The following is a 15,072-nucleotide window of genomic DNA, read 5'->3' as shown; positions in this document are numbered from 1 at the left end:
CCTTTCTTGACGAAAATGGACGTTTCTTTATACATTTATATTGAGTAAAAAATGTGCAGGTGAAACAATGAAAACGGTATACGATGTGCAGCAACTTTTAAAACAGTTTGGAACGATTATATATGTAGGGGATCGTTTAGCAGATTTAGAGCTGATGGAGGAAGAATTAAAAGAACTATACCAGTCGCAGCTGATTGATGTGAAAGATTATCAAATGGCGCTTTTTATATTAAGACATGAGGCGCAACTCGAAAGAGAAAAACGAATGAAAAGGAATGACGAAACATGACGGAAAAATGGCTTGTTGGAGTGGATTTAGGCGGAACGACGACTAAAATGGCGTTTGTGACAACAGATGGTGATATCGTACATAAATGGGAGATCGATACCGATATTTCGAACAAAGGGGAAAACATTGTAAAGCATATATCACAATCGCTAGAGGAGACGTTACATCACCTTGGAGAAAGCAAAGATCGGCTTTTAGCCATTGGGATCGGCGCGCCGGGACCGGTGCATATGGAAACAGGGATGCTTTATGAAGCGGTGAATTTAGGGTGGAAAAATTACCCATTAAAAGAGCGGCTTGAGCGAGAAACATCCCTTCCTGTAGCGGTGGACAATGATGCGAATATTGCCGCCCTCGGGGAAATGTGGAAAGGAGCTGGAAGTGGCGCGCGCGACCTTATTTGTGTCACACTTGGTACCGGTGTCGGAGGTGGGGTTATTGCCAATGGTCGAATTGTGCACGGCGTAAACGGTGCCGGTGGAGAAATCGGCCACATGACAATGCTTCCAAAAGGCGGTGCGCCGTGTAATTGTGGTAAAACCGGCTGTTTGGAAACGATTGCTTCTGCCACGGGAATTGTAAGAATCGCAAAAGAAAAATTATCACATTGGGATAAACCGACTTTGCTTCGCGATGAAACCGTAACTGCCAAAGCGGTATTTGACGCGGCGAGAGCGAATGACGAACTAGCGCTCGAGGTTGTGGATGATGTGATGTTTTACCTCGGACTGGCATTGGCGAATGCAGCGAATGTGTCAAATCCGGAAAAAATCGTTATTGGCGGCGGTGTGTCAAAAGCAGGTAATATATTAGTAGAACGTGTCAGTACTTATTTCCGTCGTTTTGCGTTTCCGCGTGTCGCGGAGGGAGCCACGATTGTATTGGCGACGCTTGGCAATGATGCGGGAGTAATTGGCGGTGCATGGTTGGCAAAAATGTCACTGTCTGTTTGATTACAAAGTGAATATGCAAGAGGTAAACGATTCATCGAAAGGGCATCTGCCGATGAATCGTTTTTTATTTTTCATTTTCTACACCTGATGCTCATATGTTGAAGGTAGAACATCTAGGAAGGAGAGACCGCTTTGAATATATATGCTTCTCTAGGTGATACGCTAGCGATGTATAGCAAATGGTTTTCCGTTCCTTACGAATTGTTGGCAGACTCTAATCCACATATAAAAAAGGATGAACTAGAACCAGGTGAAGTTGTACGTATTCCAGGATATGAAACCGTTCATACGTGGGAAGAGTTGGCTAGTTTTTTCCCTGTGCATGAAGAAGCATTGCAACGGATGAAAGGAACGCCTGAAATTATCAGCGGATCAGTGCAACTGCCAAAGAGAGTGATTTCCCGCGTTGTTCAAGGGCAGAAAACATACGATTTTTCCGCACTACATCAAGATATTGAAGCACTTTGCCGCTGTTATCCATTCGCGCGAACAAGAACGATCGGATATAGTGTGCTCGGATTGCCATTAATCGAAATAAAAATTGGCCAAGGGCCGATTCGCGTTCATCTGAACGGTTCGTTCCATGCGAACGAATGGATTACAACGGCGATTATCATGACGTTTCTCAACGATTACTTGCTAGCAGTGACAAACAGTGAGCCGCTTCGAGGACATCATATGCTTGATTATTATAAAAAAGTGACATTATCTGTTGTGCCGATGGTGAATCCAGATGGCGTCGACCTCGTTTTACACGGTCCCCCTGAGCAAGAACCGTATCGTAGCGAAGTGATTCGAATGAATGGAGGATTCTCCGATGACTTTTCACAATGGAAAGCGAACATTCGCGGCGTTGATTTAAATAATCAATTTCCGGCGAAATGGGAAGTCGAACGAGCCCGTAAAATTCCAAAAGCACCTGCTCCCCGTGATTTTCCGGGATTTGCACCGCTTACTGAACCGGAGGCAAAGGCGATGGCTGCATTAGCGGAAGAAAGTGATTTTGACATGATTTTAGCGTTTCACACGCAAGGAAAAGAGATATACTGGGGATATGAAGGATTTGAGCCATCTGAGGCGGAAGAAACGGTAAAGGAATTTGCGAAAACGAGCGGTTATCAAGCAGTAAAGTATATTGACAGCCATGCGGGATATCGCGATTGGTTTATTCAAACGTGGAAGCGAAGAGGGTATACGGTGGAATTAGGCGAAGGAGTAAATCCGCTGCCAATTGAACAGTTTACAGAGATTTATGAAGATAGTCTTGGCATTTTTCTAGCAGCGCTGTATATGGCTTGAGGAAAATCGTAACATATAAAAAACGCAAGAGGCTTGTAAATGCCTCTTGCGTTTTAATGCGTGCCTGTTGGAATACCATGGTGCAATACGGTCATGATGGTAAACCAGCCAAATACAGCGACAGCCCCAAGTCCGAAAAGAACCCCGAGTATATTTTTGTCACGCAATGAGCGTACAACTCCGTAAAGCGCTAACAGTGCAACTAATGCAAAAATAATGACTGTACCCATTATGTTTCCCCTCCTTTTCGAAATAATCCGTATACAAGATTATGTAGAAAACCGACTAATTCCTTTTCATTGTAATCATTTTTTATTTATTTGTCGAGGATGAAAATATGAATCATCACATGACCATTATAACATGCCTTTTGAAAATATGTAAGCGAATCCACTAACCAATGGTAAATCGATAAATGTTAAGATAAAATAAAAATGATGATGCGATAGGAATTTACTTGTAAATGTACGAAGCGCTTTTTTGTTGAAGCTGGAAAAGTGGATAAACGGTCCGCTTCTTTATCTGCCGCTATCTTCTCCAATGGATTTTCTTCAATTGTAATCATGTCTAATTATAGGGAGGAATCATGATGGAATGGAAACGTATTCCAGTTGGGCCGATTCAGGCAAATGCGTACATTTTATCGCATGATGATGGAACTTGTGTTATTTTTGATCCGGGAGGCGAAGGGGATAAAATTGTACGCCATATTGAAGAACAAGGATTAACACCACTTGCGATTTTGCTGACACATGCACATTTCGATCATATCGGCGGCATCAATGAAGTGAGAAAGAAATGGGAGCTTCCAATTTATATTCATGAAAATGAAAAAGAGTGGCTGACTGATCCTGCTTTAAACGGATCTGCTTATTTTGGCATCGGTCAAGTGGTTGTTCATCATGAACCGACTTGTTTGCGAGGAGAACAAACATTGCAAATTGGAGACTTTGCTTTTGAACTTTTGGAAACACCTGGACATTCGCCAGGAAGCATCTCTTACTATTGTAAAGAGATTGAAGCGGTGTTTTCGGGAGATGTCCTTTTTCTAGGAAGCATTGGACGCACTGATTTACCAGGTGGAAATCATGAACAGCTATTGCGCAGCATTCACGATAAGCTGCTTACATTGCCGGAAGAAACAGTCGTATTGTCTGGGCATGGGCGCGAAACGACAATTGGAGCAGAAATGGATACAAATCCATTTTTGCATGGATTTTAACGCTCCTTCTTTTCTTTGAAGGGAGGAGATTTTTGACTTTTCAATAGGAAAAGAGGAGAAGATGGTGAATGAAAAAGCAAACGTGTCGAATTCTCTTTAACTACTGCAAAAGCGGCACGTTTTGCTTTTTAAAAACAAAAAACCCTTCTTTAAGAAGAAGGGTTTTTGGGGGATGTTCTATCCATATAATGGGAGGGGATATAGTTAAGCTACTATCTATAACAATATAACAGTATTTTTACTATGTCAATAGTGAAAACAAAAAATAGGAGAAGGAAATATGCGAGTGGTGAACCCGATTTATGAAGCAATCAAAACTTCGGAGCTGCGGCGATTATCGTATGCGGATTACATGCAACTTGCTTTATACGATGAACGGTGCGGTTATTATATGCGCAAAAAAACGAAAATAGGAAAAGAGGGAGACTTTTTTACAAACAGCCATGTTTCTGATGTGTTCGGCAAGCTGTTTGCTTCTTTTTTTCTTCGTCTAGTAGAGAGGCAAAATGTGCCGCCGCATATTTGTGAACTTGGGGGTGGAGATGGCAGATTCGCTCGTGCCGTGTTAAACGAGTGGAAAGAAAAAAGTCCAAATACATACAGGCAGCTAACATATACGATGATTGAAACAAGTCCTGCCCATCGGGTAAAACAATTGGAAACACTTGGCGATGTTGCTGAAAAAGTGAAGCAATATAAAGATATAAAAGAATTCCAACAGCATGTATCCTCGTTTTCGGGAATCGTTTTTAGCAACGAGTTTTTTGATGCTTTTCCCGTTCATGTCATCACAAAGGAGAACGGAACAGTGTATGAGTTGTTTGTTACTGTTGATGACCACAAGTTGGTAGAGGAAAAATATCCGTTAGAAAATGAACATATTATTCAATATTTGCACGAAAGACAGCTTTCTTTAGCGGACGGGCAACGTTTAGAAGTGCCGCTTGCGCTGAAAACATTTCTTTTGGAGACAGCCCCATTTTTTCGTCATTGCGTGATGTTTACTATTGATTATGGTTATACGGATGAAGAGCTGCAATTGCCGGCAAGACGGCAAGGAAGCTTGCGAGGGTATTATCGCCATCATCTAATAACAAATCCGCTTATGTATCCTGGAGAAATGGATTTGACTGCTCATATTCAGTGGGATGCGTTACGAATGTATGGCAAACAAGCAGGATGGCAATATGTTTCTATGCTAAGGCAAGACCGCTTTTTGCTCGCTGCAGGAATATTGCTATATTTAGAAGAACATAATGACTCGAATCCATTTTCCGAAAAAAAACCGGCAAAATCGGGCGATTCGTTCATTAATCATGGATGGAGGGATGAGTACGGATTTCCATGTAATGATCCAACAAAAAGGAGTTCGTATTCATTGGGATGATATATGGGTACAGCCAGAGTTTTTATCATTTGCCTGACTGGTCACAAAAAATGAGCAGGAGAAATTATCCTCCCGCTCATTTTTCTTATTCTCCCATGCCAGGGACCATCATAAATGTTGTCCAATACGTAAATGCAGCGAAGAAAATTGTTAAGTATGCCCCGAAAATATAAATGTACATTCTTTCCGTCAATTTCAAAAAACCGAGAAATAGGAAAAACACTGTTTGACCAAAGAAAATTAATGAGGTCGTATGCATATGTCCGAGATAAAACATGACTGCAAAAATGCCGGTCCAAAATGCTAAGACGCGGAACATTCGATCCATTATGTATCCCTCCTTTTTATGACCAAGTCCCTATCTTTAATTATTATAATGTACAATTTATGAGAATGTAAATAATGCTTTCAATAATAAGTCGATACACTGAAAACAAGATGGACCGCTGTGGCCATAAAAAATGCTTTTCTGCCGATTTCGGCAGAAAAGCGATGATCATCTGCATAAGCGCTTACTTTACTAAATTCGCCCGATATGAACAATAGTTGCAGCCTTTCATCATGTTTTCCATTTCGACTAGCTCGACGTTTGGAAAGAGAACTTCAAACATTCCTTGCAAAAATGCATAATGCATTTGGCAAATGATTTCTGGTTCTTGAAGGGCGATTTCTTTAAATGGACAATTGAAAACTTGTAAATATATTTTACCTTCTTTTTCATTATATTCAAACGTTGGATAAAATCCCGCCGCTTCTGCTGCTTCTTTCACGATCTCCGCTTTTTCCGCAAACGTTAATTCTTGCACAGATTGGTCATGAGGGATTCGCTGGGCAACGAGTTCTTTTCCGAAATTTTTTCCTGTTTCATATAGCGCTTGATTTCCAACATCACCAAGCTTTGCTATTGTTTGAATGGCGATTTTTGAGAGAAGTTGGTAATCCCGAAATGGAAAATGAAGTTGAATTACTTTGTCAGATAGACGATAAAGCCGGCTCGGCCGTCCTCCTTTTCCTGTTTTTTGTGTTTCCGAAACGATCATATTTACATCCTCAAGCTTTGTTAAATGAAGGCGGGCGACATTTGGATGGATGTTAAACGCTTCTGCAATTTCTTGGACAGATACCTTCTTATGCTTTTTTGTAATGTATTCATAAATATGGTAGCGTGTTGGATCTGCCAATACGTTTGTAATTTTTAATGTTTGTTCCATATTCCATCACTCCTAGACGGATAAATTACTAAGTTCATTATAATACAACGGCTTTTTCAGAAGAAATGATATTTAGCACTATCATCATAAATATCGTGAAAATTTCATTAAATGTTCATGAAATTTTTTTATTTTTGAAGCAGGAAAATAAAAAAGCAAGTCGAATACATAAACGGAGAAAGGGGGAATAGGATGAGCAAATGAATGAAATTGAATATGTTGCCGATCGTCTCATAAAAGAAGCGAGTTTGCTTCATGTATCTGACATTCATATCGTTCCGCGCAAAGACGATGCGATTGTGCGTTTCCGGTTAGATGGATTGCTGATGGAAAAGGAAGCGCTGACAAAAGAAATGTGCGAGCGGCTTATTACGCATTTTAAATTTTTAGCAGGGATGGACATTGGCGAACGCCGCCGTCCGCAAAGCGGAGCGATGGAAGCAAGGCATCAGGAAGAAATCATTCACTTACGCCTCTCCACATTACCGACATCGTATGATGAAAGCCTCGTTATCCGGCTTCTTCCGCAGAATTTTTTTATTCCTCGATCACAACTTTCTCTATTTGCAAATGCCACGAAAACGTTACTTTCCCTTTTTCGGCAGCCCCAAGGATTAATTATTTTTACAGGACCAACTGGATCAGGCAAAACGTCAACATTATATACGTTATTGCGCATTTGTCAATATGAGTGGCATCGCAATGTCATCACATTGGAAGACCCTGTTGAAAAGCGAATCGACAACATATTGCAAGTGCAAATTAATGAGAAAGCGGGAATTACGTATACAACCGGTTTAAAAGCTGTTTTGCGCCATGATCCGGATGTGATTATGATCGGCGAAATTCGCGACGCCGAGACCGCAAAAATTGCGGTACGCTCAGCAATGACGGGACATTTGATTGCTACGACCATGCATACAAAAAACGCTGTTGGTGCGATTTACCGTTTGCGTGAATTCGGGATTCCGCTTGGAGATATTGAGCAAACATTGCTCGCCGTTGTCGCACAGCGGCTCGTGGACTTAGTATGCCCGTTTTGCGGTGAACATTGCTCCATATTTTGCCGTAAATATCGCCCCATTCGCCGCGCTGCTGTCCATGAACTGCTGTATGGGAATGCTTTGTCGAACGCCATTCAATCCGTACAAACAAAGGAAAAGACGCATCACTACTATACGTTGCAACACGTTATTCGAAAAGGAGTTGCTCTTGGATTTTTGCCAGCACACCTTCTTTACAGGTAGTGTCAAAAGTTTGATAAATAAGGAATTTGGTGGAGAAACGAGGGATGCCATCGCCTCTTGACATTCCATCGGAAAAGGCTAGGGGGGAGAAAATGAATAAACAAAAATGGCCGCTGCGTCAGCAAGGAGCATTTTTAGTACGGCTTGGAGACTTGCTTGAAAAAGGGTATTCATTATCTCAAGCCATTGAATTTCTAGAAATTCAGCAGCCTCTTTCCCGCCGCCGCGACTTACAGCATTGTCTTTCCCATCTTCGTTCTGGACTGCCTTTTTATCAATCGCTTGCCCCGCTTCATTTTCATCGGGAAGCAATCGGCTATTTGTTTTTTGCCGAACAACATGGCGATTTGTCACATGGAATCGCGGAAGCAGGGAAAATGCTGTTGCACAAGGCTGAATATTTACAAAGGTTTCGGAAAACCAGCAGCTATCCGCTATTTTTGCTTTTCTTTATGGTATTGATGTTAGCGATCGTGCAACATGTGCTCCTTCCTCAATTTTTTCAGTTTTCCGCATCGTTATCTTCTTCTTCCATTACCTCTATTTTTATTCAAGTTGTTTCGATCATTCCCAATATGTTTGGCGTTTTAGGTGTTTTCGCTATTGCTTGTTTTCTTTTATACATTAGCTGGTTTCAAAAACTCGAAATACCTACACAGATCAACATAATAATGAAAATCCCTTTTATTCGTTCCTTTGCGAAGCTATATTTTACGCATATGTTCGCAATGCAATTAGGCCATTTATTACAAGGTGGTTTATCTATTTATGAATCGCTGCAAATATTTGAGCGGCAAGAGAAACTCCCTTTTTTACGTGAAGAAGGAAAAAGAATGAAACAACAGCTTGTCAAAGGAATATCGTTAGATGCCATTGTCGCGTCACGTGAGTACTACGAACAAGAGTTGGCGCTTGTCGTTCGTCACGGGCAATCAAACGGAGAATTGGCAAAAGAATTAAGCCATTATAGCGAAATTGTTTTTCAAACAATGGAAGATCGTATAGAAACATCGATGAAACTCGTTCAACCGATCTTGCTTTCCTTTGTGGGCATTCTCGTTATTTGCATGTATTTAGCGATTTTGCTTCCGATGTTTTCGATGATGAACAATTTATAGGAGGGAAAATGCCAATGAATGAAAAAGGGTTTACGTTAATCGAAATGTTAATTGTATTAATGGTTATTTCTATTTTATTGCTTATTGTCATTCCAAATATAACGAAACACAATGGAATGATTAATAACAAAGGATGTGAAGCGTTTGTGAACACCGTCCAAGCCCAAGTGAAGGCATATGAAATGGAACATAAACAAATTCCGACAATACAGCAGCTTATTGATGGAAAGTATATTAAGTCAGACCATTGTCCAAACGGACATAAAATTCAAATTAATAGCAACGGGGAAGTAAGTGAAAGTGGCGCGTAATGATGGCTTCACCTTTATTGAAATGCTTCTTGTTTTAACCGCCATCACGGTATTGATGGCGGTGTCTTTCCCTTCTTTAAACAGCGTTGCGAAACAGAAAACAGAAATGTATATCATTACACAGCTCCGCAATGATTTGTTGTATGCACAACAATATGCAATGACCCATAAAACATCGGTAGCGGTTACGTTTTCGGAAAATCACCCAGAGTATCGTATCACGGAAATAACATCAGAGAAAACGATTTTAAAACGATCGATCTCTAGCGAATGGAAATTTCAGCTGACTACATTGACGATGCCGCTCATTTTTTTAGAAAACGGAAATATCAATAAAGCGGGATCGCTATTGTTAAAAAGAAAAGATAGAACATATAAAATCGTATTTTTGCTAGGAAAAGGGAGGTTTTATGTGCAAAAACTGTAATGGCTTTACCTTAGTGGAAGCGGTTTTTGCTTTGGCGTTATTGCTCGCTATTACAACAGTATTGTTGCCTTTGTTTGCACAAATAATGATGGAGCGTCAAAATATTGCTCTAAAAGCAAAGGCGCAACAAATATTGGATGCGGCATTATACGAAGAAAATATCCACAAAGAAATGACGGTAGTAGATGGACGAACAACATTTGTGATTCATTCGGATTACGAAGAAAACGATATGTGGAAAGTATGCGTACGTTGGACTGACTACGCAAACCGCAGCGCAGAAAGGTGTGGATATGTAAAACGATGATCGGTTCGAAAAATGGGTTTACTTTTTTAGAAATGCTGATCGTCTTGTTGATCGTTTTACTGATTACATCATTGTTGCCGCTTCTTTTAGATGCGCGTTTATTCAAATATGAAAACGTTAATGGATTTCATCGTATCGAGTGGGAAATTTTTGTACAGCAGCTCAAAAGGGAGTTAAATGAATCGAAACAATGGAAAAGCAATGGTACGACGCTATATTTAGAAAAATTTACAGGGGATCAAGTCAGTTTTGACCTATACCGCTCATCGATTCGCAGACAAGTAAACGGCACAGGCAATGAAACGGCGCTGCAATTTGTCGAAAATGTCACATATACATTGACCAATCACGGAATTTTTCTTCATGTAAGAGCGACGGACGGAAAAACATATGAAGCGTTTATTTCTCGACTTTTTTAGCAGGGTGGCGTTTGTGATGCGAAATCAAAGCGGTATGATTTTTCCAATTACAGTCGTGGTTTCTTTTTTCTTTCTGTTAGCATTTTCTCATGTGCTCGAATTGTATCGGGTGGAAATGGAATCAATCGCGTACGAGCAACAATCGTATGAAGTCGATTCGATTATGCAAATGGCGGTTTTTGATGTCAAAAAACAGATTGCATCTTTTCCCGATTTACAAGGGAATGAGGGGGTTTTTGTTTACCCGATTGGCAAAGCAAATTATAAGTGGGAAAAAATTGATGAAACGAAAGTAAAAGCTTTGATTTTTGCCCGTTCCGATGGAGGAATTCGCTATAGCGCTACGTTTATCGTTTTATTTCCATCCCTTGATATTATCGAATGGACGGAGAATAATTCGTGATAAACGGTTTGTAATTCATTATTATCCATTACTTCATCTTGATGAATTGAAAAATTACTCTTCCTTATTATCGAGAAGAAGATATAAGCGTCAGTACAACCAATCGAACGGTGGAGCAAAATGGCCGAAGAGATTGCAAATGTGATTAAAGTAGAAAAAGAATGGAAAAGCTAATGGAAAAGGGGGTGGCATGTATGTCGACAAACGATTACGTAAAGTTTGTCACCCAACAGCTTGTAACCTATATGGATTTGCCGAAAGAAGAGCGCAAGAAAAAGCGGATGCAGCGCAAACAGGAGAAGCCGCCGCTATTATACCGTTGGTTTGGAATGATTCCTATCTCTCTTCGTCTCTTATTTCGGCGCCATTCGTAAAGGAGCGTTCCCATGACGGAAACGCTCCTTTTTCAATAGCAGTTAGCGAAAACAGAACGATTAGGAACGGGGATGCAAGTAAAATAGTCCTCCGTTAATGACGGAAACGATAATTCTTGGTTTATACTGCTCTTCAAGCGCTTCTTTTTCAATATAATAACATTCTGGTTTTTCTTCCATCCCTTCATAAAAATGATCAAGAAGCGCCAAATCTTCTGCCCATCTTTCTTTCGCTTTTTCCGCCCATGTGTGATCATCTTGAAAGATGTGTCTACGAATGTATTGTTCTAAACGTCCAATACCGCTTTTTGGTTTGATGAGCGGGGAAATCGTAAAACAATAATCAGGTATTTTCGGGGTAAGCTTCAGTTTCTGTAATCGGTCATGAAATTGCTCGATAATTGTTCCGCTGATTAAGTGCAATCCGAGTGACAAAATTTGATCTTTCGTTCTGTCACACTGGTAAGAAATTTTCACGTTTAATCCAAGCCAAGGATGAAGTGGAATGTGTGATTGCTGGTAAGTATCTACTTCCTCATACAAGCGAATGAAGCCGCCGCGTTTTTGCGCGGAGCGGAAAATTTGATGCAATCTAGGTGAACCAAAATGCAGCCGTTCTCCTTCTAGTGAGTTTGTTTTCTCTGTTTGTTTTGTAATAAGCGTTAGTTGCATCGGCGCAGGCGTGCCGCCGGTTCGCTCAATATAATGCCAATAAAACGGGCGATTCATTAACTCTTTATCCATTTCAATCGACAATTGCACTTTTATATATTCGTCATCTGCTTCGAGAATGTCGCATTCATTGGCGCGAAAATATCGTTCTAAAAATTGGTGGATCTCATGTTGCTGCATATTGTTCCCCTCCTTTAGTGAGCTGGTCTGCTAGCTCAATCATTGCGGTAATATTCTCCATTTTAATTTTCATTTCTCCTTCGCTTCGAGAGTTCAAGAGTGCGTCTTGCAAATAATGCTCCAAATTCGCAAAGTTCATTTTTGCCAAAATGTCATCCAATTGGCCAACTACCCGTTCAAATAGACGAATTTTTTCATATAACAGCGTTAAAATATGTTCTTCCACTGTATTTTTTACAGCGAAATTGTAAATGTGCACATCGTTTGTTTGACCGAGCCGGTGAACGCGTCCAATTCGCTGTTCGAGCCGCATTGGGTTCCAAGGCAGGTCATAGTTGATGACATGGCGGCAAAATTGTAAGTTAATTCCTTCTCCGCCCGCTTCTGTTGCGATAAAAACTTGCGCATGATTTTTAAATAACTCTTTCATCCAATCTTTTTTTCCACGTTTAAATCCGCCGCGGAACGGGACGGAAGAGATGCCGTGCTGCTTTAAAAACCATTGCAAATACAGCTGTGTCGCCCGGTATTCGGTAAAAATAATGACTTTGTCATTAATGGATTGAATAAGCTGCAACGCTTTTTCTGCCTTCGAATTGGTTGTAACGGCATTTATTTTTTCCATTAGTTTGTGGAAAGAATCTGGAACCTCTCCTTCGTACTTGTCCATCATGTTTTTTACGGTGAGAAATAGCGCTTCGCGGCTGCTGCACGCTTCCCGCAGCATGGTGATAAGTGAAAATTGATTGCCAAATAACAGTGATCCATCATATTTTAACGCTTGTACCGCCTCATACAATTCTCGTTCCTCTTTCGTAAACTCAATAAGCACGGTTTTTACGTGGCGTTTGGACCATTCAATGCCAGTGTCAACGCGGCGGTTGCGAATCATGACTTTATTAATAAGTGCTCTTAAATGTTCATTTGTTTGTAAAGAGCGCGTTTTTCCGTACGTTTTTGCAAAATATTCTGCGTTTCCTAAATGACCGGGCTTTAGTAGGGAAACGAGGTTAAAAATTTCTTCAATCCGGTTTTGAATCGGCGTCGCTGTTAGGAGCAAGCAAAACTTCTTTTTTAAATTTTGAACAAACTCATAGTTTTTTGTTTTATTGTTTTTCAGCTTGTGCGCTTCATCAATGATGACCATGTCGTATTGCTGTTTGTAAATAATTTCCCGATGCGGGCTTTTTTTTGCCGTGTCGATCGAGGATACGACGACATCGCATTGTTCCCACACATAGCTTTTTTTCTGTTGCACGGCAGGAATAAAAAACTTTTCGTTTAGCTCCTTTACCCATTGCGATACAAGAGAGGCAGGGACAAGAATCAGCACTTTTTTTACCAACCCGCGGATCATATATTCTTTTAAAATAAGGCCTGCTTCAATGGTTTTTCCAAGACCGACTTCATCGGCAAGAATCGCTTTTCCATTCATGTTTTCGACGACTTGCCTTGCAACTTCAAGCTGATGAGGAAGCGGAGTCAAGTGTGGCAAATGTTTTGGCGCTTGCAGACCGTCAAACTCAGGTACGCTTAAATGCGCAGCAGCCTCGAGCGCTAATTGATACATTTCCCAGCTCGCCCAAGGCCCGTCCTTTTCGATTCGTTCGATAAATTCTTCCTTCCACGTTTCATCCATCTCGATGTCCATCATTGCATCCAACTCCTTTATTTTCACGAACATTTTATTTATAATTTTTATTAATATACGTATATTATTCGTTTTTTGTTGTTTAATAATATTAAAAAGTTCGGTTATTTTTTTATTTTTTTATTGCTCTTTTCCATTTTTTAATGGTAGTATAATAGTAAAGTTAGAAAGTTAAAATTTATTTTGCGATTTTTTACTAATAGTGTGCCCATTTTCTTGAAAATTATATATGGCCGCGGATGAGAACAAGGGGAGAGACTACGTAATGTAGCGCCGAAGGAGCAAGCGGAAACGCGAATCTCTCAGGCAAAAAGACTCTTGTTTGACGCAGCTCTGGAGAGTGTTCACGACCTTGTGAACCACCAAAGAGGAAACCTATTTTACAATAGGGAAACTTTCAGGTGCCAGGACAGAGCCTCCACTCATCATGGTAGGGAGGAGTCTGTCCTTTTTGCGTTTATGTAAAAAATTAGGAGGGGAAGAAATGCTAAAACGCACGCCGTTATTTGCTGTTTACGAGCGTTATGGTGCCAAAACAATCGATTTTGGCGGATGGGAGCTTCCTGTTCAATTTTCCAGCATTAAAGAAGAACATGAAGCAGTGCGTACACGTGCTGGCTTATTCGATGTATCACATATGGGAGAGTTTGTCGTTAAAGGGGACGACAGCCTTGCGTTTTTGCAAAAAATGATGACGAACGATGTATCGAAATTGACAGACGGCCGTGTGCAATATTCGCTTATGTGTTATGAAGATGGCGGAACGGTGGATGACTTATTAATTTATAAAAAAGCGGATGGCCATTATCTCCTTGTTGTCAATGCCGCCAATATTGAGAAAGATTTTGAGTGGCTGCATGACCACTTATTTGGCGATGTGGAACTTGTAAACATTTCTCAGGAAATTGCTCAACTTGCTTTGCAAGGGCCGCTTGCAGAACAAGTGTTACAAAAATTAACGAATACCGATTTATCGGCAATCAAATTTTTCTCGTTTCAGGATGATATAAATATTAACGGCGTAAAAGCGCTTGTTTCCCGTACCGGTTACACTGGGGAAGATGGTTTTGAAATTTATTGCCGAAAAGAAGATGCCGTAGCGCTCTGGGAATCCATTTTAGAAGCAGGGAAAGAAGAAGGAGTGCTTCCATGCGGACTCGGTGCGCGCGATACGCTTCGTTTTGAAGCGACGCTGCCGCTTTACGGACAAGAGCTATCGAAAGACATTACCCCGATTGAAGCCGGTCTTGGATTTGCGGTGAAAACGAACAAAGATGCCGATTTTATCGGAAAAGATGTATTGAAAAAACAAAAAGAAGAAGGAACAGCGCGAAAACTGGTCGGGATCGAAATGATTGACAAAGGCATTCCGCGCCATGGCTATAAAGTGTTTGCCAATGGAGAAGAAATCGGATTTGTCACGACTGGAACGCAATCACCGACATTGAAGAAAAATATCGGCCTAGCGCTTATAAAAACAGAATTTACCGAGATGGATACGGAAGTAGAAGTCGAAATCCGCGGTAAACGTTTGAAAGCGAAAGTAATCGCAACTCCGTTTTATAAGCGGGCAAAGTAAAGAAAAAAAAGGGGAGAATGGAC

Annotated in this window: 18 protein-coding genes, 1 pseudogene and 1 riboswitch; of the genes and pseudogenes, 14 read left to right on the top strand and 5 right to left on the bottom strand. The window is 40.7% G+C overall.

The genetic code is table 11. The features are described 5' to 3' along the window. The first annotated feature begins 67 nt into the window (after positions 1-67). The 3 genes from DER53_RS16690 (at position 68) to DER53_RS16680 (ending at position 2,541) form a co-directional block, all read left to right on the top strand. Complete coding sequence (locus DER53_RS16690; protein WP_015864491.1) at positions 68-289, top strand: YqgQ family protein; 222 nt, start codon at positions 68-70, stop codon at positions 287-289. Then, positions 286-1,242, top strand: a complete 957-nt coding sequence (locus tag DER53_RS16685) for an ROK family glucokinase (RefSeq protein ID WP_062752906.1) — start codon at positions 286-288, stop codon at positions 1,240-1,242. The genes DER53_RS16690 and DER53_RS16685 overlap by 4 nt, the downstream gene beginning before the upstream one ends. Before the next feature lie 132 nt (positions 1,243-1,374). Beyond that, on the top strand, positions 1,375-2,541 hold the full coding sequence (locus DER53_RS16680) for a M14 family metallopeptidase (protein WP_062752904.1): 1,167 nt from the start codon (positions 1,375-1,377) through the stop codon (positions 2,539-2,541). Positions 2,542-2,594: 53 nt separating this feature from the next. Here DER53_RS16680 and DER53_RS16675 read toward each other — a convergent pair whose 3' ends face one another. Then, entirely contained in the window at positions 2,595-2,771 is a 177-nt protein-coding gene (locus DER53_RS16675; protein WP_015864488.1) for a DUF2759 domain-containing protein, read from the bottom strand. A gap of 359 nt (positions 2,772-3,130) precedes the next feature. On the opposite strand from DER53_RS16675, the gene DER53_RS16670 reads away from it, so the two are divergent. Both DER53_RS16670 and DER53_RS16665 read left to right on the top strand, forming a co-directional pair. Beyond that, the gene (locus DER53_RS16670) at positions 3,131-3,763 is read left to right on the top strand and encodes an MBL fold metallo-hydrolase (RefSeq protein ID WP_015864487.1); all 633 of its coding nucleotides are present in this window, start codon (positions 3,131-3,133) and stop codon (positions 3,761-3,763) included. A gap of 280 nt (positions 3,764-4,043) precedes the next feature. Next, positions 4,044-5,187 (top strand): annotated as a pseudogene (locus DER53_RS16665) (class I SAM-dependent methyltransferase). A gap of 48 nt (positions 5,188-5,235) precedes the next feature. On the opposite strand, the gene DER53_RS16660 reads toward DER53_RS16665, so the two are convergent. After that, positions 5,236-5,478, bottom strand: coding sequence for a DUF2626 family protein (locus DER53_RS16660; RefSeq protein ID WP_008879854.1), 243 nt, complete (start codon positions 5,476-5,478; stop codon positions 5,236-5,238). Positions 5,479-5,662: 184 nt separating this feature from the next. Next, on the bottom strand, positions 5,663-6,361 hold the full coding sequence (locus tag DER53_RS16655) for a helix-turn-helix transcriptional regulator (protein WP_062752902.1): 699 nt from the start codon (positions 6,359-6,361) through the stop codon (positions 5,663-5,665). Between the two features lie 200 nt (positions 6,362-6,561). On the opposite strand from DER53_RS16655, the gene comGA reads away from it, so the two are divergent. The 8 genes from comGA (at position 6,562) to DER53_RS16615 (ending at position 10,967) form a co-directional block, all read left to right on the top strand. Beyond that, a complete protein-coding gene (gene comGA, locus DER53_RS16650) occupies positions 6,562-7,608 on the top strand; it encodes a competence type IV pilus ATPase ComGA (RefSeq protein WP_015864484.1) in 1,047 nt (348 codons plus the stop codon). Between the two features lie 92 nt (positions 7,609-7,700). Next, a complete protein-coding gene (comGB, locus tag DER53_RS16645; protein WP_062752900.1) occupies positions 7,701-8,726 on the top strand; it encodes a competence type IV pilus assembly protein ComGB in 1,026 nt (341 codons plus the stop codon). A 14-nt stretch (positions 8,727-8,740) separates the two neighbouring features. Continuing rightward, positions 8,741-9,037: a competence type IV pilus major pilin ComGC gene (gene comGC / locus DER53_RS16640; RefSeq protein ID WP_015864482.1), complete on the top strand. Its 297-nt coding sequence runs from the start codon at positions 8,741-8,743 to the stop codon at positions 9,035-9,037. Further along, positions 9,021-9,464, top strand: a complete 444-nt coding sequence (gene comGD, locus DER53_RS16635; protein WP_015864481.1) for a competence type IV pilus minor pilin ComGD — start codon at positions 9,021-9,023, stop codon at positions 9,462-9,464. The genes comGC and comGD overlap by 17 nt, the downstream gene beginning before the upstream one ends. Then, a complete protein-coding gene (gene comGE / locus DER53_RS16630) occupies positions 9,448-9,771 on the top strand; it encodes a competence type IV pilus minor pilin ComGE (protein WP_062678736.1) in 324 nt (107 codons plus the stop codon). The genes comGD and comGE overlap by 17 nt, the downstream gene beginning before the upstream one ends. Then, the gene (gene comGF / locus DER53_RS16625) at positions 9,768-10,190 is read left to right on the top strand and encodes a competence type IV pilus minor pilin ComGF (protein WP_015864479.1); all 423 of its coding nucleotides are present in this window, start codon (positions 9,768-9,770) and stop codon (positions 10,188-10,190) included. Before comGE ends, comGF begins: the two co-directional genes overlap by 4 nt. Positions 10,191-10,206: 16 nt before the next feature. Further along, positions 10,207-10,593 (top strand): competence type IV pilus minor pilin ComGG, encoded by a 387-nt coding sequence (gene comGG / locus DER53_RS16620; protein WP_015864478.1) that lies wholly within the window; start codon positions 10,207-10,209, stop codon positions 10,591-10,593. Positions 10,594-10,787: 194 nt separating this feature from the next. Then, the gene (locus tag DER53_RS16615) at positions 10,788-10,967 is read left to right on the top strand and encodes a YqzE family protein (RefSeq protein WP_015864477.1); all 180 of its coding nucleotides are present in this window, start codon (positions 10,788-10,790) and stop codon (positions 10,965-10,967) included. A 60-nt stretch (positions 10,968-11,027) separates the two neighbouring features. Here the strand turns inward: DER53_RS16615 and DER53_RS16610 are convergent, their stop codons facing one another. Both DER53_RS16610 and DER53_RS16605 read right to left on the bottom strand, forming a co-directional pair. After that, positions 11,028-11,819, bottom strand: a complete 792-nt coding sequence (locus DER53_RS16610; protein ID WP_015864476.1) for a YqhG family protein — start codon at positions 11,817-11,819, stop codon at positions 11,028-11,030. Then, entirely contained in the window at positions 11,806-13,473 is a 1,668-nt protein-coding gene (locus DER53_RS16605) for a DEAD/DEAH box helicase (RefSeq protein WP_062752898.1), read from the bottom strand. Before DER53_RS16605 ends, DER53_RS16610 begins: the two co-directional genes overlap by 14 nt. A 236-nt stretch (positions 13,474-13,709) precedes the next feature. After that, positions 13,710-13,798: riboswitch (glycine riboswitch) on the top strand. 156 nt (positions 13,799-13,954) lie between these two features. Here DER53_RS16605 and gcvT point away from each other — a divergent pair. Next, entirely contained in the window at positions 13,955-15,049 is a 1,095-nt protein-coding gene (gene gcvT, locus DER53_RS16600) for a glycine cleavage system aminomethyltransferase GcvT (protein WP_062753217.1), read from the top strand. Positions 15,050-15,072: the final 23 nt, after the last annotated feature.

This window comes from Parageobacillus toebii NBRC 107807 (assembly GCF_003688615.2).
GTDB lineage: Bacteria > Bacillota > Bacilli > Bacillales > Anoxybacillaceae > Parageobacillus_B > Parageobacillus_B toebii.
The sequence above is the reverse complement of the archived record's forward strand: the minus strand, read 5'-3'. Positions and strand labels throughout refer to the sequence as shown.